Source organism: Stenotrophomonas sp. YJH_SMC_122 (assembly GCF_059369535.1).
On record NZ_JCAFST010000003.1, the window covers coordinates 251,064 to 273,224 of the forward strand.

Annotated in this window: 17 protein-coding genes and 1 riboswitch; of the genes, 6 read left to right on the forward strand and 11 right to left on the reverse strand. The window is 66.4% G+C overall.

The window, feature by feature from the left end:
- Window positions 1-30: 30 nt before the first annotated feature.
- Entirely contained in the window at window positions 31-1,431 is a 1,401-nt protein-coding gene (locus AC5P66_RS06490; RefSeq protein WP_099495366.1) for a serine hydrolase domain-containing protein, read from the reverse strand.
- A gap of 284 nt (window positions 1,432-1,715) precedes the next feature.
- Here AC5P66_RS06490 and AC5P66_RS06495 point away from each other — a divergent pair, with 284 nt between their 5' ends.
- Window positions 1,716-3,044 carry an NTP/NDP exchange transporter gene (locus tag AC5P66_RS06495; protein WP_099495367.1) on the forward strand — a complete coding sequence of 443 codons (1,329 nt, stop codon included), beginning with the start codon at window positions 1,716-1,718 and terminating at the stop codon, window positions 3,042-3,044.
- A 42-nt stretch (window positions 3,045-3,086) separates the two neighbouring features.
- On the forward strand, window positions 3,087-3,437 hold the full coding sequence (locus AC5P66_RS06500; RefSeq protein WP_049415604.1) for a DUF1304 domain-containing protein: 351 nt from the start codon (window positions 3,087-3,089) through the stop codon (window positions 3,435-3,437).
- Window positions 3,438-3,937: 500 nt separating this feature from the next.
- Here AC5P66_RS06500 and AC5P66_RS06505 read toward each other — a convergent pair whose 3' ends face one another.
- The 3 genes from AC5P66_RS06505 to AC5P66_RS06515 all read right to left on the reverse strand — a co-directional run bounded on the left by AC5P66_RS06505 (window position 3,938) and on the right by AC5P66_RS06515 (window position 7,873).
- Window positions 3,938-4,405, reverse strand: a complete 468-nt coding sequence (locus AC5P66_RS06505; protein ID WP_049412216.1) for a hotdog fold domain-containing protein — start codon at window positions 4,403-4,405, stop codon at window positions 3,938-3,940.
- A gap of 76 nt (window positions 4,406-4,481) precedes the next feature.
- Window positions 4,482-6,959, reverse strand: a complete 2,478-nt coding sequence (locus tag AC5P66_RS06510; protein ID WP_049439014.1) for an acyl-CoA dehydrogenase — start codon at window positions 6,957-6,959, stop codon at window positions 4,482-4,484.
- The gene (locus AC5P66_RS06515) at window positions 6,956-7,873 is read right to left on the reverse strand and encodes an alpha/beta fold hydrolase (RefSeq protein ID WP_049412221.1); all 918 of its coding nucleotides are present in this window, start codon (window positions 7,871-7,873) and stop codon (window positions 6,956-6,958) included. The genes AC5P66_RS06510 and AC5P66_RS06515 overlap by 4 nt, the downstream gene beginning before the upstream one ends.
- A 153-nt stretch (window positions 7,874-8,026) precedes the next feature.
- Here AC5P66_RS06515 and AC5P66_RS06520 point away from each other — a divergent pair, with 153 nt between their 5' ends.
- Window positions 8,027-8,629, forward strand: coding sequence for a TetR/AcrR family transcriptional regulator (locus AC5P66_RS06520; RefSeq protein WP_005418411.1), 603 nt, complete (start codon window positions 8,027-8,029; stop codon window positions 8,627-8,629).
- Window positions 8,630-8,769: 140 nt separating this feature from the next.
- Here the strand turns inward: AC5P66_RS06520 and AC5P66_RS06525 are convergent, their stop codons facing one another.
- The 3 genes from AC5P66_RS06525 to hslO form a co-directional block, all read right to left on the reverse strand.
- On the reverse strand, window positions 8,770-11,652 hold the full coding sequence (locus AC5P66_RS06525) for a TonB-dependent receptor domain-containing protein (RefSeq protein WP_049412226.1): 2,883 nt from the start codon (window positions 11,650-11,652) through the stop codon (window positions 8,770-8,772).
- Window positions 11,653-12,025: 373 nt separating this feature from the next.
- Window positions 12,026-12,874, reverse strand: coding sequence for an XOO1806 family protein (locus tag AC5P66_RS06530; RefSeq protein WP_014648071.1), 849 nt, complete (start codon window positions 12,872-12,874; stop codon window positions 12,026-12,028).
- 116 nt (window positions 12,875-12,990) lie between these two features.
- Window positions 12,991-13,884, reverse strand: coding sequence for an Hsp33 family molecular chaperone HslO (hslO, locus tag AC5P66_RS06535; protein WP_099494731.1), 894 nt, complete (start codon window positions 13,882-13,884; stop codon window positions 12,991-12,993).
- A 77-nt stretch (window positions 13,885-13,961) separates the two neighbouring features.
- On the opposite strand from hslO, the gene mtgA reads away from it, so the two are divergent.
- From mtgA to AC5P66_RS06550, 3 genes are all read left to right on the forward strand, one after another.
- Complete coding sequence (gene mtgA / locus AC5P66_RS06540) at window positions 13,962-14,711, forward strand: monofunctional biosynthetic peptidoglycan transglycosylase (protein WP_005418407.1); 750 nt, start codon at window positions 13,962-13,964, stop codon at window positions 14,709-14,711.
- Window positions 14,712-14,772: 61 nt separating this feature from the next.
- Entirely contained in the window at window positions 14,773-15,792 is a 1,020-nt protein-coding gene (locus AC5P66_RS06545) for a glycosyltransferase family 2 protein (protein WP_049412233.1), read from the forward strand.
- Window positions 15,752-16,183 carry a CBS domain-containing protein gene (locus tag AC5P66_RS06550; protein ID WP_005418405.1) on the forward strand — a complete coding sequence of 144 codons (432 nt, stop codon included), beginning with the start codon at window positions 15,752-15,754 and terminating at the stop codon, window positions 16,181-16,183. Before AC5P66_RS06545 ends, AC5P66_RS06550 begins: the two co-directional genes overlap by 41 nt.
- Before the next feature lie 264 nt (window positions 16,184-16,447).
- Here the strand turns inward: AC5P66_RS06550 and AC5P66_RS06555 are convergent, their stop codons facing one another.
- From AC5P66_RS06555 to AC5P66_RS06570, 4 genes are all read right to left on the reverse strand, one after another.
- Entirely contained in the window at window positions 16,448-18,421 is a 1,974-nt protein-coding gene (locus AC5P66_RS06555) for an AsmA family protein (RefSeq protein WP_049415916.1), read from the reverse strand.
- A gap of 83 nt (window positions 18,422-18,504) precedes the next feature.
- The gene (gene trhA, locus AC5P66_RS06560; RefSeq protein ID WP_049439695.1) at window positions 18,505-19,143 is read right to left on the reverse strand and encodes a PAQR family membrane homeostasis protein TrhA; all 639 of its coding nucleotides are present in this window, start codon (window positions 19,141-19,143) and stop codon (window positions 18,505-18,507) included.
- 159 nt (window positions 19,144-19,302) lie between these two features.
- Window positions 19,303-20,907, reverse strand: coding sequence for a peptide chain release factor 3 (locus AC5P66_RS06565; RefSeq protein ID WP_099494732.1), 1,605 nt, complete (start codon window positions 20,905-20,907; stop codon window positions 19,303-19,305).
- A gap of 66 nt (window positions 20,908-20,973) precedes the next feature.
- Window positions 20,974-21,858, reverse strand: coding sequence for a M23 family metallopeptidase (locus tag AC5P66_RS06570; protein ID WP_049415909.1), 885 nt, complete (start codon window positions 21,856-21,858; stop codon window positions 20,974-20,976).
- Between the two features lie 147 nt (window positions 21,859-22,005).
- Window positions 22,006-22,124: riboswitch (SAM riboswitch) on the forward strand.
- The last annotated feature ends 37 nt before the right edge of the window (window positions 22,125-22,161 follow it).

The following is a 22,161-nucleotide window of genomic DNA, read 5'->3' on the forward strand; positions in this document are numbered from 1 at the left end:
CCCTTCGCACACACGATCGAGCCCGCCTGATCAGCGCGGCGACGCCACCGCACGATTGGCCGAGGCGCCCTTGCCCTTGCGCTTGTCCTGCTGCGCCGGGCTGGCCCCCTCGGCCATCAGGTTGTCGCTGCCGAAGTCGGTGTCCACGTCCAGCCAGCGCTGCGCCGGCAGGCCGAGCGCGGAGTCGAGCACGGTCGGCAGCAGGCCGCTGGGCAGGCCGCTTTCGCCATTCCAGAGGATGGCGATGCCGAGGTCGCGTTCCGGCACCAGCGCGACCAGGCCGCGATAGCCCTGCACGGCACCTGCATGGAACACCACGTCGTGGCCGGCGTAGTCGAAGGTACGCCAACCCAATGCGTAGCCCGCCGAGTGCAGGCGCTCACGGCGCCAGCCTGAACGCATCTCGCCCGGCGTGTTGATCAGGCTCGAATGCAGGGTGGCCAGCAGCGGTGCCGGCAGCACGTCGGGGCGATGGCCGGTGTGGGCCAGCAGCCACTGCGCCATGTCGCTGGCGCTGGCGTTGACGCCAGCCGCCGGAGCGACGCGGTAATAGGTGGGCTTGGGCGTCAGCGAGACCCAGCCGTTGCGGCTGCGCACGTGCGGACGCGCCCAGCGCGAGCTGGCCTGGATGCCGGCCAGGCCGAGACTGGCATCATTCATGCCCAGCGGCTTGAAGATGCGGCGCTCGACCGACTGCTCGTAGAAGCTGCCCGAGGCCGCATAGACCACGTCGCCGATCAGGCTGAAGGCCACGTTCTGGTAGGCGTAGCAGTCGCCCGGCAGGCATTTCAGGCTGGTGTTGGCCAGCTTCTGGGTCAGCGCGTAGTACTCGGCGTTGCCTTCGATGTCGCGGTCGTAGGCGTTGTACGGCAGGCCGACGCGATGGCTGAGCACGTCGGCCACGGTCAGGCGGTCGGTGGCTTCGGGCGAATTGAGGCGGAAGCCCGGCACGTAGTCGGTGACCTTGCTGTCCCAGCGCAGCGTGCCGTCGTTGACCAGCAGGCCGGCCATGGTGCCGGCGAAGGCCTTGGACAGCGAGGCCAGGCGGAACACGGTGTGCGCATCGACCGGCAGCGGGTTGTTGACGTCGGTGACGCCATAGCCACGCGCGCTGAGAATGCGGCCGCCCTGCACGATCGCCACCGCCATGCCTGGCACGCGCTCGCCATAGGTCAGCTGCTGCGCCATCGATTCGATGTTGGCGACGTTGAAGCCAGCCGCCGGCGCCTGGACGCGCGGCACCAGACCGGTGCGGTAGGCCGCAGGCTGGGTATGGGCGACGGTGGCAGCCGTCGCGGATTCGATGTTGGTCGGCATCGGCGGCAACGCCGGCGGTGTCTGCGCGGTGGTGGACAAGGCAACGGGCATCAACATGCCCAGCAAACCGGTGGCCGCCGAACGGATCGGACGACGCAGGCTGTTCTTTTTCATCGGTTGGACCCGTGCGCGACTGCTGATGGCGATTCTAGCGCCGCTTTTCCCCTGTGCACAAACAGAGCGAGGATGAATGCGCATCTTGTTGAAAAAGTTGGAATTTTGACGCCCCGAAAGTGTGTATCGGAACGTGTCGTCCAGGCCGGTCGTCGCGTCCGTCCGCAGGCGCGAGGGCGCGTCACGCTGGCGATGTTGCAGTGCATTGGCTAACGTACGCGCTTCACCGCCCCGGAGCCTGCCATGCTGCTGTCCAACCGCCGTCTGTGGGCGAGGGGCGCTGCATGAGCGCTGCATCGGGCAAGGGGCCGCTGCAGGGCCTGGCGGCGGCGCTGCGCGAGTCGCCGGCGCTGTGGTGGTCGTTCCTGTACTTCTTCTGCCTGCTCAGCGGCTACTACGTGCTGCGCCCGGTGCGTGAGGCCATGGCCGCCTCGGCGGACCTGGAAACGGTGTTCCCGCCCGTGCTGATCACCTGGTTCGCCAGCCATGGCATCGCGTTGAAGGACTTCGTCCTGCAGTTCCTGTTCTCCTGCGTGTTCGTGATCATGCTGGTGCTGCAGCCGGTGTACGGCTGGCTGGTCAGCCGCTTCCCGCGACGGGTGTTCCTGCCGGCGGTGTATGGGTTCTTCATCGTGACCCTGCTTGGCTTCTACATGATGTTCGACAGCGGCGTGCCTGGCCGCGGCATGGCCTTCTTCTTCTGGATCACCGTCTTCAACCTGTTCGCGGTGGCGGTGTTCTGGAGCTTCATGGCCGATGTGTTCTCCAATGTGCAGGCACGGGCCTTCTATGGATACCTTGGCGCGGCGGGCACCGTCGGTGCCTTCCTTGGTCCGATCATCACCAGTGCGCTGGTGCAGCGCGTGGGCATCGCCAACCTGATGCTGGTGTCGGCCGGTTTCCTGGCGATCTGCTTGTTCTGCATCTGGCGCTTGCGGCACTGGGCGGTGCTCCGCGAGCAGGAGCAGCAGTTGATATCGGGCGAAAAGCCGATGGGCGGTCGTGTGCTGGATGGCCTGAAACTGATCGTGCGCGAGCCGCTGCTGCGCTGGCTGGCGATCATGGTGGTGTTCGGCGTGGGCGTGGGGACGCTGCTCTACAACCAGCAGGCTGCGATCGTGCGTGCGGCGTTCACCGACCCCGCAGCCAGCACCGCGTTCTTCTCGCGCATCGACCTGGCAGTGAATGCGCTGGCGCTGTTGATGCAGCTGGGCCTGACCCGCTGGCTGCTTTCGCGCCACGGCATCGCGCCGGCGCTGCTGATTCCCGGTTTCGCGATCCTGATCGGCTTCTCGGTGCTGGCGGCCTCGCCGATGCCCTTGCTGGTGGCGATGGTGCAGGTGATGACCCGCGCCAGCGAATTCGCACTGGCCAAGCCGGCGCGCGAGACCATCTACACGCGCGTGGACCGGCAGTGGCGCTACAAGGCCGGCGCAGCGATCGACACCGTGGTCTACCGCGGTGCGGACCTGAGCTTTGCCTGGGTGCACAAGGGCCTGTCATTGTTCGGCTCGCACGTGGTGTTCATCGGCGGCATGCTGGTGGCCGCGTGCATGACCGCAGCCGCGTTCGGTGTACTGCGCGAAGAAAAGAAACTACCGCGCGACCGCTGATTTCCCGGGGCCCGACCCCCATCCCTGTCCAAGGAACTGCCCATGTACTGGATCGCGCTCATCCTGACGTTGCTCGTCGCCCTGCTGCACGTCTATTTCCTGGTGTTGGAGATGTTCCTGTGGACCCGCCCGCTGGGCCTGAAGACCTTCCGCAACACGCCGGAGAAGGCGGAGACCACGCGCGTGCTGGCGGCCAACCAGGGCTTGTACAACGGCTTCCTGGCAGCAGGCATCGTGGTGGGGCTGGTGATCGGGCAGCCGGTGCTGGTGACGTTCTCGCTGGCCTGCGTGGTGGTGGCGGGGTGCTATGGGGCGTACAGCGTGAGCCGCCGCATCTTCATGATCCAGGCGGTGCCGGCGATCTTGGCGTTGGTGTTTCGCGCGCTGGTGTAGTTTCCAGCCAACGGCGCAGCCCCTCGTGGGTTGGCCGTTTAGAGCAGGTCATGTGTTGGGTGGGGCGGGTGGGCCGTACAGGGGACGCTGCAAGTACGTCCCTGTAAGCTCGATGGCGCCATCCATGGCGCCAACGCCCCTGCACGGCCCACCCGCCCCACCCCTGACAGGTTCCGTGTGCGGCCAGCCCACGGAGAAGAAAAAGAAGATCAAGGGCAACAGCGGGTTGCTGCGCTCGTGGGTTCTGCGCGCATGAAAACAGCGGCCATCGGGCCGCTTTTGCTTCTGCTTCTGCTCTTCTTTTTATCTTGCGTGGGTGGACGCCGCAGAGATCCGTCCGAGGCCGGAGGGGGGGGCGGGCGGGGTATCCGTGCCATGGATGGCGCGGCTAAGGCTACACGGACGTACTTGCGGCGTCCCCGCCTGGCCCCACCCCTCCGGCCCAACCGATAAACCGCATCCCGCGTCCACCCACGAGGGGCTGCGCCGTTCGCGGGAACTTACTTCGCCGGCGACAACCACATGTCGATCACCGCGCTGAACACCTCCGTGCCGGCACGGTCGCGCACGCTGACCGTCACCGGCAGCGCATAGCCCTCGGCCGCGACGACAATCGGCTGTGCCGGCAACGCCACCGCCTGCAGCGTGCCACGCGCCTTGGCCAGGTACCGCACCTGCATCCCCTTCGGGATCCAGCGCATGCCCTTCGGCAGCGAGGCGTCGACCATCAACCCGGCGGTCAGTTCGGCCAGGTTGCACATCGCGATCGCGTGCACCGTGCCGATGTGGTTGCGCACCCTGCGGCGGTCGGCCAGCGTGCCTTCGCAGCGGCCGTGTTCCAGGCGGGTGATGCGTGGCGCAATGCTGGCGAAGTAGGGGGCCTTGAAGCACACCGCGCGCGAGAACAGCCAGGTGCCGGCGGGCCAGCGCTGCAGGCGTTGGTAAAGCGAGAGCAGGGGCGTGGACATGAGGGGTATTCCGGTCGGCGGATAAAGCGACGGCGGGCCGAGGCCCGCCGTCGAAGGCAACGCGTGTCGCGGGCGATCAGGCCGCCTGCGAATGCGGGTCCTTGTGCTGGCGGTCGTAGTAGCTGGCCGCGCGCAGTTCGTGGGTGTCGAAGTCGTCCACGGTGATCGTGTCCAGGGTCAGCGTACGCAGCTCTTCCAGCAGGCTGCGCTCGTCCTGGGTGATCACGCCCTCGGCCACGGCCTCGTCCAGCTGGCTCTTGAAGTCCAGCGCTTCGATGCCCTTGCTCTTCAGCGCCTTCAGGAACTTGCGCTCCACCGGCTCGGCCATGATCGCCTTGCTCAGGTAGCTGTTGATGCGGCCGCCCGGGTTGTTCTCGCACGGGGTCAGGAACACGCCATTGGCCAGGCGGTCGCGGGCCTCGTTCGGCGCCATCAGCAGGGCGGCGACGCGGCGGCTCAGGCGATCACCCGGAGCCTCGGCACGACGGCCCAGCGGGAAGATCAGCGCCCACATCAGCCAGCCGATCGGACGGATCGGGAAGTTGCGCAGCGCGGCCGACAGCGACTCTTCGATCTTGTGCACGCTGTCATGGAAGGCCCAGGCCAGCAGCGGCTGGTCGGCCTGCGGTGCACCTTCGTCGTGGTAGCGCTTGAGCATGGCGCTGGTCATGTAGACATGGCTCAGCACGTCGCCCAGGCGACCGGACAGCGATTCCTTGAACTTCAGCTTGCCGCCCAGGGTCATCATCGAGATGTCGGCCATCAGCGCCAGGTTGGCCGAGTAACGGTCCAGCTTGCGGAAGTAGCGGCGGGTGTAGGCGTCGCCCGGGGCGGCGCCGAAGCGCGCGCCGGTCAGGCCGAACCAGAACGAACGCACGGCATTGGAGATGCCGAAGCGGATGTGGCCGAACAGGCTGCGGTCGAACTCCTGCAGGCCGGCACGGGTATCCGGATCCTGCGCGGCCTTCATTTCCTTCAGCACCCACGGGTGGCAGAGGATCGCACCCTGGCCGAAGATCAGCAGGCTGCGGGTCATGATGTTGGCGCCTTCCACGGTGATCGCGATCGGCGCGGCCTGCCAGCTGCGGCCGGCGAAGTTGCGCGGCCCCAGGATGATGCCCTTGCCGCCGATCACGTCCATCATGTCCGAGATCACTTCACGGCTCATGGTGGTGCAGTGGTACTTGGCGATCGCCGACGGCACCGACGGCACGTCACCACGATCGACCGCCGCGGCGGTAGCCTGCGACAGCGCGCTGATCTTGTAGGCCTTGCCGCCGATGCGGGCCAGCGCTTCTTCCACGCCTTCGAAGCGGCCGACCGACAGGCCGAACTGCTTGCGGATGCGCGCATAGGCGCCGGTCACGGCGGCACCAGCCTTGGCACCGCCGCTGGCGGTGGACGGCAGGGTGATCGAGCGGCCCACGGCCAGGCACTCGTTGAGCATGTTCCAGCCCTTGCCGGCCATGGCTGCGCCACCGATCAGCTGGGTCAGCGGAATGAACACGTCCTTGCCGCGGATCGGACCGTTCTGGAACGTCGAGTTCAGCGGGAAGTGGCGACGGCCGATTTCGACGCCGGCGGTATCACGCGGCAGCAGGCCCAGGGTGATGCCGATGTCGCGGGTATCGCCGATCAGGCCATCCGGGTCGTACATGCGGAAGGCCAGGCCGATCAGCGAAGCGACCGGGGCCAGGGTGATGTAGCGCTTGTCGAAGGTCAGCTTGACGCCGAGCACCTGCTCACCGTTCCACTCGCCCCTGCAGACGATGCCGTAGTCCGGAATCGAGGTGGCGTCGGAGCCGGCGAACGGACCGGTCAGGCCGAAGCAGGGCACTTCGCGGCCATCGGCCAGGCGCGGCAGGTACTGGTCCTTCTGTTCCTGGGTGCCGTAGTGCACCAGCAGCTCACCCGGGCCCAGCGAGTTGGGCACGCCGACGGTGGAGCTGACCACCGAAGACACCGACGCCAGCTTCTGGATCACCTTGTGGTGGGCCAGCGCGGAGAAGCCCAGGCCGCCATATTCCTTCGGGATGATCATGCCGAAGAACTTGTTCTTCTTGATGAAGGCCCACAGCTCCGGCGGCAGGTCGGCGTGGACGTGGGTGATTTCCCAGTCGTTGACCATCGTGCACAGCTCTTCCACCGGGCCATCGAGGAAGGCCTGTTCTTCAGCGGTCAGCTGCGGCTTGGGATAGTTGAGCAGGATGTTCCAGTCCGGATCACCGGTGAACAGCTCGCCCTCGAAACCGACCGAGCCGGTTTCCAGCGCGATGCGCTCGGTCTGCGACAGCGGCGGCAGCACCTTGCGGAACACCTTCATCATCGGGCCGGTGAGCAGCGGCTTGCGGATGAACGGCAGCAGCAGCGGCACGGCGATGACGGCCAACACGGCGGCCGCGACGATCGTGGCGGTCTGGTTGATGTAGGGAATGAACCAGCAGGCGGCCAGCAGGGCCACGCTGATCAGCGTCCAGGTAACCAGCCGCATGCGGTGGTAGGCGACGAAGGCGCCTGCCAGCAGCAAGGCGAGGAAGGGAAGAACGATGCTCATGAGCGTGCTCCGGTGACGTGCTCGTTTGTGGCGGACGAAGCCGCAGCGTCCGCTGCAGGCAACACGTCCAGATAGTCCAACACAGTAGCGGTAAAGGCGTCGTTGTCATCGCCGGCGACCATGTGGGTCGCTTGCGGCAGCTGTACATGGCGCGCATGCGGCGCCAGCGCCAGGAATTCGGCCACGGTCTGCGGCGTGACCAGGTCGCTGCGGCCGCCGCTGACCAGCAGCAGCGGGCACTTCACCTGGCGAGCGGCTTCGGCCAGTGCGTCCTGGTGCTGCTCGCTGTCGCGGGCCAGCTCGGCCACCAGGCGTGGGTCCCAATGCCAGCGCCAGCGCCCGTGGCCGTCCTCGCGAAGCAGCGCACGCAGCGACTGCTCGGATTTGCGCGGACGGTGCGGCATGTACGCCGAGATCACGTCGGCGGCCTGGGGCAGCGAGGCGAAGCCGTCGGGATGGGCGGTCATGAAGGCGAGGATGCGCTCGACACCGGCGGTATCCCAGCGCGGGGTGATGTCGACCAGTACCATCGCCGAAAACAGGCCCGGCCAGCGCGACTCGGCCAGCAGGCCGAACAGGCCACCCATCGAAGCGGCAACCAGTACCGGCGGGCGCGGCTGTTCGCCGGCCAGCACGATCAGGTCGTCGGCGAACTGTTCGCCGTGATAGGGCAGGTCGGCGCCATTCCAGTCCGAATCGCCATGGCCGCGGGCGTCGTAGGCCAGCGTCTGCAGGCCGGCCGCGTTCAGTGCGCGGGCAGTGGCATTCCAGGCGTGGCGGGTCTGGCCGAAGCCATGGGCAAACAGGACCCGGCCGCGCCGGCCATGGTCGCTGACGGTCGCCGCCAGGCGGGCGCCATGGGCGGCGTCCAGGCGCAGGTCATGGAACGCAGCGGGAGTTGGGGACATAACCATACTTGCTAGTATGGAGGGCTTCGAGGGGAAGTCAATACTGCACGGTATGGTGCGTTGCAGAATGCGTGTGGAGGGACCCTTCCGAGGGGCCTGCGACGGTTTCGACCGCAACCGCGTACTGCAACGAACCCCGGCGTATGGTTAAATCAGTCCATGAATCAACCTGACGCTTCCGCCGGCGAACCGCGCGCCGGCCGCAACAGCCGCCTGAGTGCCGAAGACTGGGCCCAGGCGGCCCTCGATCTGATTGCTGAACAAGGTGTCGGCGCCGTCGCGGTAGAGCCGCTGGCACGGCGGCTCGGCGTTACCAAGGGCAGTTTCTACTGGCATTTCCCTTCGCGCGATGCATTGCTGCAGGCGGCGCTGGAACGCTGGGAACTGTTCGAACAGGAACAGGTGTTCGGCAGCCTGGAAGACGTACCGGACCCGCGCGTGCGCCTGCGCCAGCTGTTCCAGATGGTGGCGCATGAAGTGCAGCCGCACATCATCTACAGCGAGCTGCTGAAGGCACTGGATCATCCGATGGTGCGGCCGGTGATCGACCGGGTCTCGCAGCGTCGCCTCGACTACCTGGTCGCCTCGTTCCGCCAGGCCGGCCTCAGCTCGACCGACGCGCGTCATCGCGCACGCCTTGCGTACGCCGCTTATGTCGGCTTCCTGCAGTTGTCGCTGCAGCTGCAGCAGCCCAAGCAGGCGCGCGAGGATTTCGAAGCGTACGTCGAGCATCTGATCGAGACGCTGATTCCGAACGGATGAGCGCCCGGAAGTGATCTCGAAGGAAGGCCGCAGCGATGCTGCGGCCTTTTTGTTGTGCGCTGGCCAGCGCCCGTCAATGGCACACAAAGAACAACGGCCCCTTTCGGGGCCGTTGCTGCATCCGCTGATCAGGTTCCCGATCAGAACTTCTGCTTGTACTGCATGTAGATCAGGCGACCGATGTCGTAGCCGCCGTAGTAGGAGTACTGCGAGTTCGGCGCCGAGTACATCTGCGGGCCGTAGTGGTCGAACACATTGCGTGCACCGACCGCGATGGTCGCATTCCACGGCGCGTTCCAGGAGAACTGGACGTCGTGGAAGGTGGTGGCGCCGCGCTTGTTCTGCGCCTGGTTGCGAGCCGGATCCGGCGAGCCGTAGTCAGGCAGCGAGCACTCGGTGGCGTAGTAGCAACGCTCCTTCACGCTGGAGAAGTAGCGGGTGCCCCAGGTGATGCCGAAGTCGCCGAATTCCCAGCCAACGGTCAGGTTCGAACGCAGGCGGAAGTTGCTGCCGAAGCCATTGTAGATCTGCACCGGGGAGTCATCATTGGCCGTCTTCAGAACGTTCTTGGTGACGTAGGTGTTCTGCAGGTTGAAGTTGAAGCTGCCCCAGGTGTCGGTCGCATAGCGGTAGCTTGCATCGAAGTCGAAGCCTTCGGTTTCGATGAAGCCGGCATTGCGGCTGCCGTAGGTCAGGTTGTTGACGTAGCCGAGCGTGGCGTCACGGGTGAAGGTGCTGCAGCGCTCAGCAATGCCCAGAACGTAGCAGTCGTTCAGCTGATCCGTCGGGGTATCGGAAACGATCGTGTTCTCGATCTTGATGTTGAACCAGTCCAGGCTCAGGTTCAGGCCCGGGGCGAAGGTCGGGCTCCAGACCAGGCCAACGGTCTTGGACTTGGACGTTTCCGGAGTCAGGTTCGGATTGGAGCCGGAGGTGAACGGCACCGGGCTCTGCTCATCCGGGCCTTCCGCCGGGACGTAACCCTGCTTCAGCTGGCGGAAGTTCGGGGCCAGGGCACCCAGGGCGGCAGCGCATCGCTGGGCCGTGGCGGCGTCGGTTGCGGCCAGACCGAACGAGGTATCGCACGGATCGGTGAAGTACTCGAAGGACTGCGAGCTGCCGCCGTACAGGTCGGCGATGGTCGGCGCGCGGAAGCCCTCGGAGTAGGTCGCACGAACCAGCAGCTGATCGATCGGGCGCCACTTCAGGCCGAACTTGCTGTTGGTCGTGTTGCCGAAGGTGCTGAAGTCGGAGAAGCGGGTGGCTGCGCTCAGGCTCAGTTCCTTGGCACCGGGCAGGTCGGCCAGGATCGGTACGTTCAGCTCCAGGTACACTTCATTGACGTCGTACTTGCCGCCGGTCGGGCCAGCCGCCAGGTCGGTGGAGTAACCCGACTGCGACAGCGCGTCCGGATTGAAGTTGCCCTTCTCCTCGCGGTACTCGTAACCCAATGCGAAGCCCAGGTCGCCTGCCGGCAGGGTCAGGATGCTGCCCGCAATGTTGGCGTAGTAGGACGTCATCGTGGTTTCGCCGACGTTGTGCGTCGTCGGGAACAGGAACTGCTGCAGGTCCGGATTGCCGGTCAAGCCGCCATCACCGGTGCGGCCGAACGGAATGGCCGGGTTCCACGGGATGCAGCCGCCGGCGCCGGGGCCGTAGGCCGGGTTGGTGCCCGCAGCCAGGCCCGCTGCGGTTCCGCACTCCACGCGGCCGGTTGCCGGGTTGTAGAACGAGGCCCCGGTGGCGGCGTTGGCAGCCAGGACGTTGTAGTTGCCGGTCTGGCTCTGGTTGTTTTCGGAGTTCTGGTAGAGGTAGCCGGCTTCCCAGTCGAAGTACTTGTCATTGAACTGGAACGAGCCCTGCAGCGCGCCGCTGAAGCGGAACGTCGTCAGCTTGTTGTTGGAAACGCGCGGCACTTCCCAGCCACGGCGGACATACGCCATATCCTGGCCGAACGGGTTGTAGTAGCTGTCGGCCGACCAGATGGAACCGAGGTTGGCGTAGGCTTCGGACTGCAGCGGGTAACCGGCCACCTGCGCTTCCGATTCGCGGCGGGTGTACAGCAGGTCACCGCTGAAACGGACATTGTCGGTAAGGTCGTACTGCAGGTTGGCGAATACGCTGCGACGCTTTGTCGGGGTCAGCAGCTGCATCTGCTGGTTGGAGTTGCTTACGTCACCGGTGATCGGGGTCAGGTCGGTTTCGTGGAAGTCCGCCGCGTTGTAAGGATTGCCGCCGCGGTTGAGGGTGAGCGACGGTGCGTCCGGATCGGTCGGGTCGAACACCGAGCCCCACTGGCTGACCGAGGTCCAGCCGGCGGTCGGATGGCGATTGGTGCGCGACGATTCGGAGAACCAGCGGTCCTTTGCCCACACCGCCTTTTCGTTGGAGTACTCGGCACCGATGGTGATCGAGCCGCGATCGCCGGTGAAGCCGGCAACGAAATCGGCGCTCTGCTTCTGGCCGTCGCCTTCACTGTACTGCCCGGTGTAGGCGTTGACTTCCAGGCCTTCGAAGTTCTTGCGGGTGATGATGTTGATCACGCCGGCCATGGCATCGGAACCGTACACCGAGGAAGCACCGTCCTTCAGCACGTCGATGCGCTCGACGATGGCCGACGGGATCTGCGACACGTCCTGATAGCCGCTGACGCTGGCGCCGAGGCGCTTGCCGTCGACCAGGATCAGGGTGCGCTGTGCACCCAGGTTGCGCAGGTCGATGTAGTAGCCGCCGACCATTTCACCGGAGGACAGCGGTTCGGAACGGCTGATGGCCGGGCTGCCGGCGGCAGAAATGTTCTGCAGCACGTCAGCAACCGTCTTGAAGCCGCTCTTTTCGATGGTGGCGCGGCTCAGGCTCAACACCGGCTGTGCCGTCTCGGTATCGACCTGGCGGATGCGCGAACCGGTGACCTCGATACGGTCGAGGTTGGTGGCTTCCTGGGCGTGGGCCGTCGCGGTGGTGGCACCGGCGACAAGCGCGATCACAACTGCGTCACGCAGCTGGCTGGACTTGAGTTTCATTGGCTCTCTCTCTCTCCAAGAAATCTTGGCTGGGGTTAGTGCCCGGCGGGGGAGCGAAAAAGCGCTCCCAAATCGCGAGGCTGACCCGATAGTAACGGGCGTTCGCCAAGAATTAAAGCTGTGTTAATGAAGCCTGTGATTTTGGTAAAAAAGCGCTTTTTCCAGTCCAATCAACGGGTTGCTGGTAGGGCTATGCCGGTCTGCCTCGTTTGTTAACGCAGAATGATGAAAAAAGTTTCGACTGATATGTATCCCAATATGTCGATGCGCTCTGCGATCGATACCGATCATGCGAGTGCGAGGCAGGCACGCACATGCAAAAAGGCGCCTTTCGGCGCCTTCGGAAATAGCGTTGCTGAACCTGATAGGGGGATCAAAGATCCTGTTCGTAACGCACGTACGGCACGGTGCCGTCGTCGTTGCTTTCGTTGCGCGGGGAGAATGGATTCTTGCCGCGGCTGATCACGTTCTCGGCGCCGACGGTCAGCTGGCCGGACCACGGGGTGCGCCAGGTCAGGCCGATGCCCAGGCCTTCCCACTTGCCGGGCTTGCCCGGCACGTCGACCACGCGGCCGATGATGCTGCCGGTGAAGTTGCCGTAACCGGCACCGATGCTCAGGCTCTTGCTGTCCCAGCGATCGACGATGGCCGGCGAAGCGTCGGCCAGCGGTACCAGGCGTGCCTTGGCGTAGGTGCCGGCAATGGAGACGAAGCCTTCGCGACCGATGTTCTTCTGCGCGAACACAGTCAGATCGTTCTGCTCGGCGCGCAGCGAGGGCGTCTTGTTCGGTCCCGACAACCAGGCGGGCAGGGTTTCACGGCCGGTGCCGGCGGTGATGCCCAGGCGGCTGTTGCCCCGGTTCAACGCGGCGGTACCACTGAAACGACGGCTGTTCAGATCATCCTCGTCGCCCAGGCTGGCCAGCATGCAATGGCTGGCCAGGCCACTGATGCTGGTACCGCTGCTGCTGTTGCAGAGCAGGCCCAGCGAATCGCCGGAGGACAGGCCAAAGGCCGCGTCCAGCGAATTGCGGCCGAAATGCCAGCGGGCGCCGGCTGCCTGTTCGCCGGTCGGCTCCAGGTACAGCAGCGCCTCGACCTTGCCGCTGCCCTTGTTCCATACCGGCAGCACGGTGCGGGTGTCCTTGCTCTGCGCATGCACGCCCGTGATCGCGCCAAGGGCGATCAGCAGGGCCAGCGGTAGACGCAGGAAGGTACGCATCGGACCAGTTCAGACAGGGACGGACAACGGAAGTTCCCGCGGGGACGGGAACTCGATCCTAGGGTGTTTATGAATTCTTAACAAGCCTTGATCCTCCCCAGGTACAAGACTGCCGTTTACTGAAGTCGTTCAGGCGCCGCTACAGCCCCCTGGGCGCCGTGGAACAGTATGCCGAACTCCGTCAATGGAAAGTGATACTCACGCCCGCAGAATTCGCAACGCACCTCGACGGCGCCAGTGGCCTCGGCGGCCGCGCGGGCTTCGCCCTCGCCCAATGACTGCAGCATGCCGGCCACCCGCTCGCGCGAGCAGGAGCAGGCGAAGGACAGCGGCTTGTCGCCCAGCAGTTCCGGCCGCTCCTCGTGGAACAGGCGGTGCAGCAGCTGCTCGGCCGGGGTCGCCAGCAGTTCGGCCTTGCCCAGGGTTTCGAACAGGGCGCTGGCGCGGGCCCAGCCATCCTCGTCGCCTTCGTCGCCCGGCAGCTTCTGCAGCAGCAGGCCGGCGGCACCGTTGCGGTCGGCCGCCAGCAGCAGGCGGGTCGGCAGCTGCTCCGACTGGCGGAAATAGTCCTCGAAGGCCTCGTCCAGTTCCGGCGCAGTCAGTGCGACCAGGCTCTGGTAGCGCTGCGGCTCGCGCGGGTCCAGGCCGGGGTTCTCGATGGTGATGGCGAGGATTGCGTCATCACCGAGGCGGGACAGGTCACGCGGTGCGTCGCCACCCTCGCTGAGCTGGGCGATACCGCGCAGGGTGCCGGCGGCGGTGCATTCGGCGAACAGGGTGCGCAGCGCGGTGCTGCTGCGCAGCTGCACCGACAGGCGCCCGTCGATCTTGGTGTGGCCGGTGAACAGCGCCGAGGCGACGCAGGCCTCGCCAAGCAGTTCGGCAGCGGCGTCCGGGTAGGCGGCATGGGACAGGATTTCCTGCCAGGTGGCCTGCAGGTGCACGTGCACGCCACGCACGCCGGCGTCGGGGAGCAGGAAACGGATCAGGGAATCGGGGTTGGCGGTCATCGGCTCACATCGCGCGTAAACGGGGGCGGTTGCCGGATAATGCGCCGACAACCAGACAGAAGAAGGATGCACCAGTAATGGGGGCAGCGGGAGAGCAGCACAAGGTAGAGGCGGTGGTCGCCGCGCCGCGCCGGCGACGCTGGCGCTGGAAGCGGCTGCTGTGGCTGCCGGTGCTGCTGGCCGCCTTCAGCTGTCTGCAGGTGCTGGTGCTGCGGTTCATCGACCCGCCGGTGTCCATGGTGATGCTGTGGCGCTATGGCGAGGCGCTGGGCGAGGCCGACTGGTCCTATCGGCTGCATTACCAGTGGCGCGACCTCGACCAGATGGCGCCGAGCCTACCGATCTCGCTGGTGGCGGCCGAGGACCAGCGCTTCCCCGACCACAACGGCTTCGACCTGCAGGCCATCGAAAAGGCGCGCGACCACAACGCCAGGGGCGGGCGCCTGCGCGGCGCCAGCACGATCAGCCAGCAGGTGGCCAAGAACCTGTTCCTGTGGCAGGGCCGAAGCTGGATCCGCAAGGGCCTGGAAGTCTGGTACACGGTGCTGATCGAGGCGCTGTGGCCAAAGGAGCGGATCCTGGAGATGTACGCCAACATTGCCGAATTCGGTGATGGTGTGTATGGCGCGCAAGCGGCAGCGCAGAAATTCTGGGGCAAGGATGCTGCCCGGCTGAGCCCGGCCGAGAGCGCGCGCCTGGCCGCGGTGTTGCCGGCACCGCGTCGCTACAATGCGGCAAAGCCTGGGCCGTATGTGCAGCGGCGGGCCGCGTGGATCCAACGCCAGGCGCGCCAGCTGGGTGGTGCGTCCTATCTGTCGGAGGACTGAGCCTGGCCCTGCAATTGGCAGGCGACGGGCCGGGCGCGTGCCGGCAACGTACAATCCGGCCATGACCCGCGAACGGCTTACCTTCGTCATCGCCGCCTACAACGAGGCCCTGGCACTGCCGCTGCTGCATCCACGGCTGTGCGCGGTGCTCGACGGCATGCCCGACATCGACGGTCACATCCTCTACGTGGACGACGGCAGCCATGACCGCACCTGGGAAGTGATCGCCGGGCTGGCCCAGGCCGATGCACGCGTATCGGCGCTGAAGCTGTCGCGCAACTTCGGCAAGGAAGCCGCGCTGACCGCCGGCCTGGATCTGGTGCACGAGGGTGCGGCGATGATCCTCGATGCCGACGGCCAGGACCCGCCGGAGCTGGTGCCGCAGTTCGTCGCGCGCTGGCGCGAAGGGCATGACAACGTCTACGGCACGCGCATGGCCCGCGATGGCGAGGCCTGGATCAAGCGCGCCACGGCAGCGATGTTCTATCGGGTGATGGGCCGCCTGTCGCGGACACCGATTCCGGCCGATACCGGGGACTTCCGCCTGCTGTCACCGCGCGCGCTGAACGCCCTGCGCGGGATGCGCGAGCGCCACCGCTTCATGAAGGGACTTTTCAGCTGGGTGGGATTCAAGCGGATCGCCGTGCCCTACCACCGCCACGCGCGTGTGGCCGGCACCAGCAAGTTCAGCCTGTGGCGGCTGTGGAATTTCGCCCTCGAAGGCATCACCGGGTTCTCGACCGTGCCGTTGCGGGCGGCGACCTACCTCGGGCTGGCAACCGCGGCCGTCGCTTTCGTGTTCGGCCTGTGGGTGATCGTGAAGGCGGCCCTGTATGGCGACCGGGTGGCGGGCTGGCCGACGATGATGGCGGTGATCCTGTTCCTGGGCGGCGTGCAGCTGATCGCGCTTGGCCTGATCGGCGAGTACCTGGGGCGGCTGTACGAGGAGTCCAAGCAGCGGCCGTTGTACCTGGTTGACGCCTGGCTAGCATCGTCCGTGGCAGACTCGGTCCCGCAACCCACCCTGGGAGGGCAGGCAGATGACCACGGTACGGCAACTGTTGGACGGCAAGTCTCCTGAAGTACATGCGGTCGCGCCGGATGCGGCGGTGATCGATGCGATCCGGTTGATGGCGGAAAAGGGCATCGGTGCGGTGCTGGTGATGGACGGCCCGCGGCTGGTGGGAATCCTGTCCGAGCGTGATTACGCGCGCAAGATCGTGTTGCGTGATCGCTCTTCGCGTGATACGGCGGTGGCAGAGATCATGACGTCGCAGGTGGTGACGGTGTCGCCGGGTGAGCAGGTGGAGCATTGCCTGCAGTTGGTGACCGATTACCGCATCCGCCACCTGCCGGTCGTGGAGGGCGCGCAGGTGCTGGGGGTGATCTCCATCGGCGACCTGGTGAAGTCGGTGATCGATGCGCAGCGGCGGGAGCTGGACCAGCTGCAGCAGTACATCGTTGCCGGGTGAGGGTGTCGCTGGCGGGCCTGCGGCCCGCCGGCCCGCTTTTCGAAGCCAGAGCCACAGCCAAAGCCACAGCAGCGCCTTCCTGATACGTTGGGAGGCGGAGGGTGCGGCTGGGCAGGACACGCCGTAAACCCATCCATGGGGGCTCGATGGCGCCATGGATGGCGCCATCGAGCCTACAGGGACGTACTTGCGGCGTGTCCTGCCTGCGTCACCCGTCCCCCTCAGGCCGCGATCAATGCAGGCGCCGCGAACAACGCTGTAACCCTACTTCGCATACTGCCCCCCGCAGTCGGCATCCTTGCCCGGCCCCAGTTCGATGGTTGCCAGCAACGCCGCTGGCGGGGCAATGCTGCCCAGCGCCAGGGCCACCGCACCGCGGATGCCCAGCGCCTTGAAGTCCGGGCGGAACGACGGGTCCTTGAACGTGCCGGCAATGTGCAGCGGCGAGCGCAGTACCAGGATGCTCCTGTCCTTCGGGCGCGGCTTCAACAGCAGGTCCAGGGTTTCGTCGCGCAGGCTGACGGTGCCTTCGCCGATGAGGATCGTGTCGGTGGTGTCCACCGCCAGCGCCTGGCTGGTCATCAGGCCGTCGCGCACACCGAAGTCGGCGAAGGCGCAGCGCAGGGGAATCTGCTTGTCGCCGGTCACCAGGAATTTCAGCGATTCGGTGATGTCCAGGCCGGCCAGCTCCATCACCAGGTTGCCGACATGGCCACGGCCCATCGCCAGGCCGACCTTGCCGCTGCTGCTGCCGAGCATCGCGGCGATCGAATTGCCGCGGCCATTCAGGTCCACCTCACCGCCGATGCCGCCCTTGGCCTGTTCGGCCAGCTTGGCATCGGGGAACAGCTGGCCCAGCTGAACGCCGCGTACGCTTGCCTTCAGCGCGGTGTTGATCTGCGGCTGGCGTGCGTCCATGCGGATGGTGCTGCGGATATCGCCGCCGGCGACGCCGAAGTTCAGCGGGGCCAACCGCAGCACCCCGTCATCCAGCAGCAGATGGGCGTCCATGTCGTCCAATGGCAATGACGGTGCGTTGATGCGGTGGGCCTTCCAGCGCACATCGGCATCCATCGCACGCAGCTTGCCGAGGTTGTAGGGCGTGTCCGGAAGCACGCGCGCGCGCGCGGCCACCCGTGCGGCCTCGGCCTTCTGCTCCGCATTGGCGGTTTCGCCGCCGCCGGTCTTCGGCGGCGCGCCGACGAAGCCGGCCAGGTCATCGAAGTCCAGGCGCTTGGATTCCAGCGTCGCGGTCAGCCGCGGACGGTCGCGGCCCACCTCGAACTGAAGACTGCCACCGAGGTCGCTGTCGCCCACCTTGCCGGTGAAGCCGTCGTAACGCCAGACGTCGTGGTCGCGCTTCAGGCGTCCGTTCAACGCGTAGGGCGGGGACGGCGGAATGGCGATGCCGAGCAATGGGTAGAGATCGGCCAGGTCCTGGCCACTGAGCGCGAACTGCAGGTCGAACACGCGCAGCTGGAACGGATTGGTCAGCGTGCCGCTGGCCACCGCGTGGGTGGCGCCGGCGCGGCCGTCGAGGTGGATGCGGAACGGGTGGTCGCTGTTGGTCAGTTCCAGCGGTGATTCGGTTCCGCCCTGCAGGGTGAACGGGTTGCCCTGCCAGTGGCCCTTGCCCTGCACCAGCAGCGGCGGCGAGGCATCGGCCTGCTTCGGCTGGCCGCTGCGCACGCCCACGCGGATGTCGGTACGGCCCGGCGCGTCAAGGAACTGCAGTCGGCCGTCGTCGATGCGCAGGCGCTTGAGCTGCGGGCTGGTGCCGCCGGCGCTGTCACCGAGGAAGTCCCAGTTGCCCGGCTCGCCCTTGCGTGGGGCGGTTTCCAGCAGCACGTCCGGCCGGGTCAGGCGCACTTCCGGCAGCTGCACGCTGCCGCGCAGCAGGGGCCACACGCGCACGTCGATCTCGACGCGGTCGGCCGTGGCCATGTTCGGCTGCTTCGCCCAACCGGCATTGGCGAAGGTGATCGCATCGGCGCGGATCGTGCTGGTGCGGCCGAGGTCGACATCCAGGTTCCCGATGTGCAGTACACGGCCGGTACGCGCCTGCACCGCGCGCTCGACCGGCCCCTTGAACCAGTTCCAGTCCCACAACGCGATCAGTACCAGGACCGCCGCCAGCAGGAAAATCAGGATCGTGAGCCAGCGCCGGCCTCGTGGGCCGGGGCGGCGGACGCGCCAGCGGGTCGTGCGCTTTGCGGCAGGGGAGGTGGCAGCATTCACGCTGCCATGGTTGCCCCGTCTTCGTGGACAGGGCGCGAAGCGTCCATGTGCATGGCGTGCACGCGCCGCCCGCGAGCGGCCGTTTACAGTACCTGCATGGTGACCGCGACGAAGTGGCAGACGCTGCCGCCGATCACGAACAGGTGCCAGATGGCATGCGAGTACGGGATCGATTCACGGTGGTAGAAGTAGGTCCCCAGCGTGTATGACAGGCCGCCGGCGAACAGCCAGGCGAGGGTGCCGCCATCGATCGAGGCCCACATCGGCTTGATCGCCACGACCACCAGCCAGCCCATGGCGATGTAGATCACCGTCGAGAGCACCTTGAAGCGGCCGGTGTAGAACAGCTTGAACACCACACCGCCCAGCGCGAGCGCCCAGATCGCGCTGAACAGGCCCCAGCCCCACGGGCCGCGCAGGCCGATCAGGGTGAACGGGGTATAGGTGCCCGCGATCAGCACATAGATCGCGCAGTGGTCGAACACCTTCAACCGGCCCTTGGCGACCGGATGCTGGATGGCGTGGTACAGGGTGGAAGCGGTGTACAGCAGCAACAGCGCGATGCCGAATACGATCGCGCTGGCCAGCTGCCAGCCGTCGCCGTAGATCGCAGCCAGGGTGATCAACACCGCGCTGGCGGCCAGGGCGAATACCGCGCCCAGGCCATGGGTCAGGGCGCTGGCGATTTCTTCACGGATCGAAGCAATGGACGTCGTGGACATGGCGTAGGCATTGTTCGCGGGGAGGGGGACCCGCACCCACCTATCATCGCCGCGATGGGCGATGCGTGCACGCCCGTCACCGTATGGTGCGTGAATCCCTGCGTTGCGACGGCGGGGTCAGAGCCCTTTCCTTGCGGAAAGGGATCCGACCCCGTGGCATCAGCCTGCCGAAACGGTGTGCGCCGCTTCGCGTGTGGCGGAGAAACGCACATCCGGCGAGCGTTCCTGGGCCAGCTGCAGGTTGACCCGGGTCGGAGCGAGGTAGACCAGGTGACCGGCCGCATCCAGGGCCAGGTTCAAGGCATTCTTCTCGCGGAATTCTTCCAGCTTCTTCTCGTTGCTGCAGTGGACCCAACGCGCGGTGGTCACGCTGACCGGCTCGAAGGTGGCTTCCACGCCGTACTCGTCCTTCAGGCGATAGGCCGCCACGTCGAACTGCAGCACGCCGACCGCACCCAGGATCAGGTCGTTGCTGGTCAGCGGGCGGAAGAACTGGGTCGCGCCTTCCTCGGACAGCTGGGCCAGGCCCTTCTGCAGCTGCTTGAGCTTGAGCGGATCACGCAGGCGTGCGCGGCGGAACAGTTCCGGGGCGAAGTTGGGAATGCCGGTGAAGGTCACCGCTTCGCCTTCGGTGAAGGTATCGCCGATGGAGATGGTGCCGTGGTTGTGGATGCCGATCACATCGCCGGGCCACGCTTCGGCCGCGATCTCGCGGTCGCTGGCCATGAAGGTCAGCGCGTTGGCCAGCTTCATTTCCTTGCCGGTGCGCACGTGGAAGGTCTTCATGCCGGCGCTGAAACGGCCCGAACAGACCCGCATGAATGCCACGCGGTCACGGTGCTGCGGGTCCATGTTGGCCTGGATCTTGAACACGAAGCCGGTCAGCCTGTTCTCTTCCGGTGCGATTTCGCGGCCGGTAGTGGTTCGCGCCTGCGGCGACGGCGCATGCTCGACGAAGAAGTCCAGCAGCGGCTGCACGCCGAAGTTGTTCACGCCCGAGCCGAAGAACACCGGAGTCTGCTTGCCGGCGCGGTAAGCGTCCAGATCGAACGGATGGCTGGCGCCCTGCACCAGTTCCAGTTCGTCGCGCAGGTCGGCCAGCATCTGCGCACCGATCTTCTCGGCCAGGCCGGGCGCATCGATGGACGGGAAGATGGTCGAGTCCTGGCGGGTGAAGTTGCGACCCGGTTCGTACAGGTGCACTTCGCCGGTCAGCAGGTGGACCACGCCCTTCAGGCGCTGGCCCATGCCGATCGGCCAGGTCACCGGCGCGCACTGGATGCCGAGCACGGTCTCCACTTCATCCAGCAGCTCGATCGGGTCCTTGCCCTCGCGGTCGAGCTTGTTGATGAAGGTCATGATCGGGGTGTCGCGCAGGCGGCACACCTCCATCAGCTTGATGGTGCGCTCTTCCACGCCCTTGGCCACGTCGATCACCATCAGCGCCGAGTCCACTGCGGTCAGCACGCGGTAGGTGTCCTCGCCGAAGTCGGCGTGGCCAGGGGTGTCGAGCAGGTTGACGATCTTGCCTTCGTACGGGAACTGCATCACCGAGGAGGTGACGGAGATGCCGCGCTCCTTTTCCAGCGCCATCCAGTCGGAGGTGGCGTGGCGGGCGGCCTTGCGGCCCTTGACCGAACCGGCCATCTGGATCGCGCCTCCGAACAGCAGCAGCTTTTCGGTCAGCGTGGTCTTGCCGGCGTCAGGGTGGGAGATGATGGCGAAGGTGCGGCGACGCGACGCTTCGTTGGCGACTTCGGACATGGCAGTGGCGCCCGCCCGGGGCGCTTTTCAAAGAGATAAGCGCCCGATTATACCGGCCGGGGCCGGTCAGCGCCCGATACCGCCGTCGGCCTCGCCGTGGCGGGCGAACTGCAGCTGGCCCTGCCCGGCGAAGATGCGCACCGGCACCGAGCGCAGGCCCATGCCGCGGTTGACCTGCACCACGAAGTGCAGGTGCGGCGCAGTGCTGTAGCCGCTGTTGCCGGACAGGCCGATCGGTTGCCCGGCTCCCACCGCCTGGCCGCGGCGCACACGCATGCCGCCGGCCTGGAGGTGGCCGTACAGGGCCATGCTGCCGTCGCTGTGCAGCACGCGGATGAAATTGGCACGGGCACCATCGCGCTCGCGGTCCTGGCCGTTGCCACGGAAGCCATCCTGGATCTGCATCACCGTGCCCTCGCGCGCGGCCAGCACCAGGGTGCCCTCCGGCAGTGCGAAGTCGACCGCGTCGCGGTTCTCCTCGTCGTCATGGCTGAATCGCCCCTGCGGCGCCTGGTCCACACGCAGGCGGGCCGCATCGAACGGCAGGCGATAGGCGACATCTTCGGCCTGCGCGGCCGGGTTGCCCGGCACCGACTGCAGTCGCAGATCCAGCATGCGGCCATCGATCGGGGCGGGCAGGTGGCCGACCACCAGGCTGCTGTCGCCCTGGATCAGCGACTCGACCGGGAGGCCTTCGACCGGGTGTCCGGGCGCGGCGCGCAGCTGGATCTGCAGCGGCCCTGCCAGCCCGTTGTCGATCCGCGCCTGCCATTGCGTACCGACCGGCTGCAGGCGCAACTGGGCCATGGGGGCGGCGCTCTCGGCACTGCCTGCGCGGGTGGCACGGGCGGAAGGGGGAGCCAGTCCCCAGCCCTGGCGCCAGTCGCTGGCGTGTGCGGTCGCGCTCGCCAGCAGAGGCAACAGCAGGCAGGACAGGGGCAGGCGCGGCATCGGCGTTTCCAGCGAGAGGACCGCCGGGACTGTACCCGATCCTGAACGGGGCGACCGGGACGGCCCTCGCAGAGTGATCCTGAAAATATCTATCGCTTTATCCGCATGAAGGGATTGACAGTGCCGGAAAGGGCTGGCATCGTGGCTCCACCATCGAGACCGGCAGAGGGACAGGCCCTTTGAAGCCGGGGCAGCCCGCAGGCGCGCAAGCGTCTGCGTAGGTGCCAAATCCTGCGGGGACCGTGGCGTCCACCGAAAGATGGTTCGAACCATGCACCCCACGTGCATCTCGAACGCGGGCCC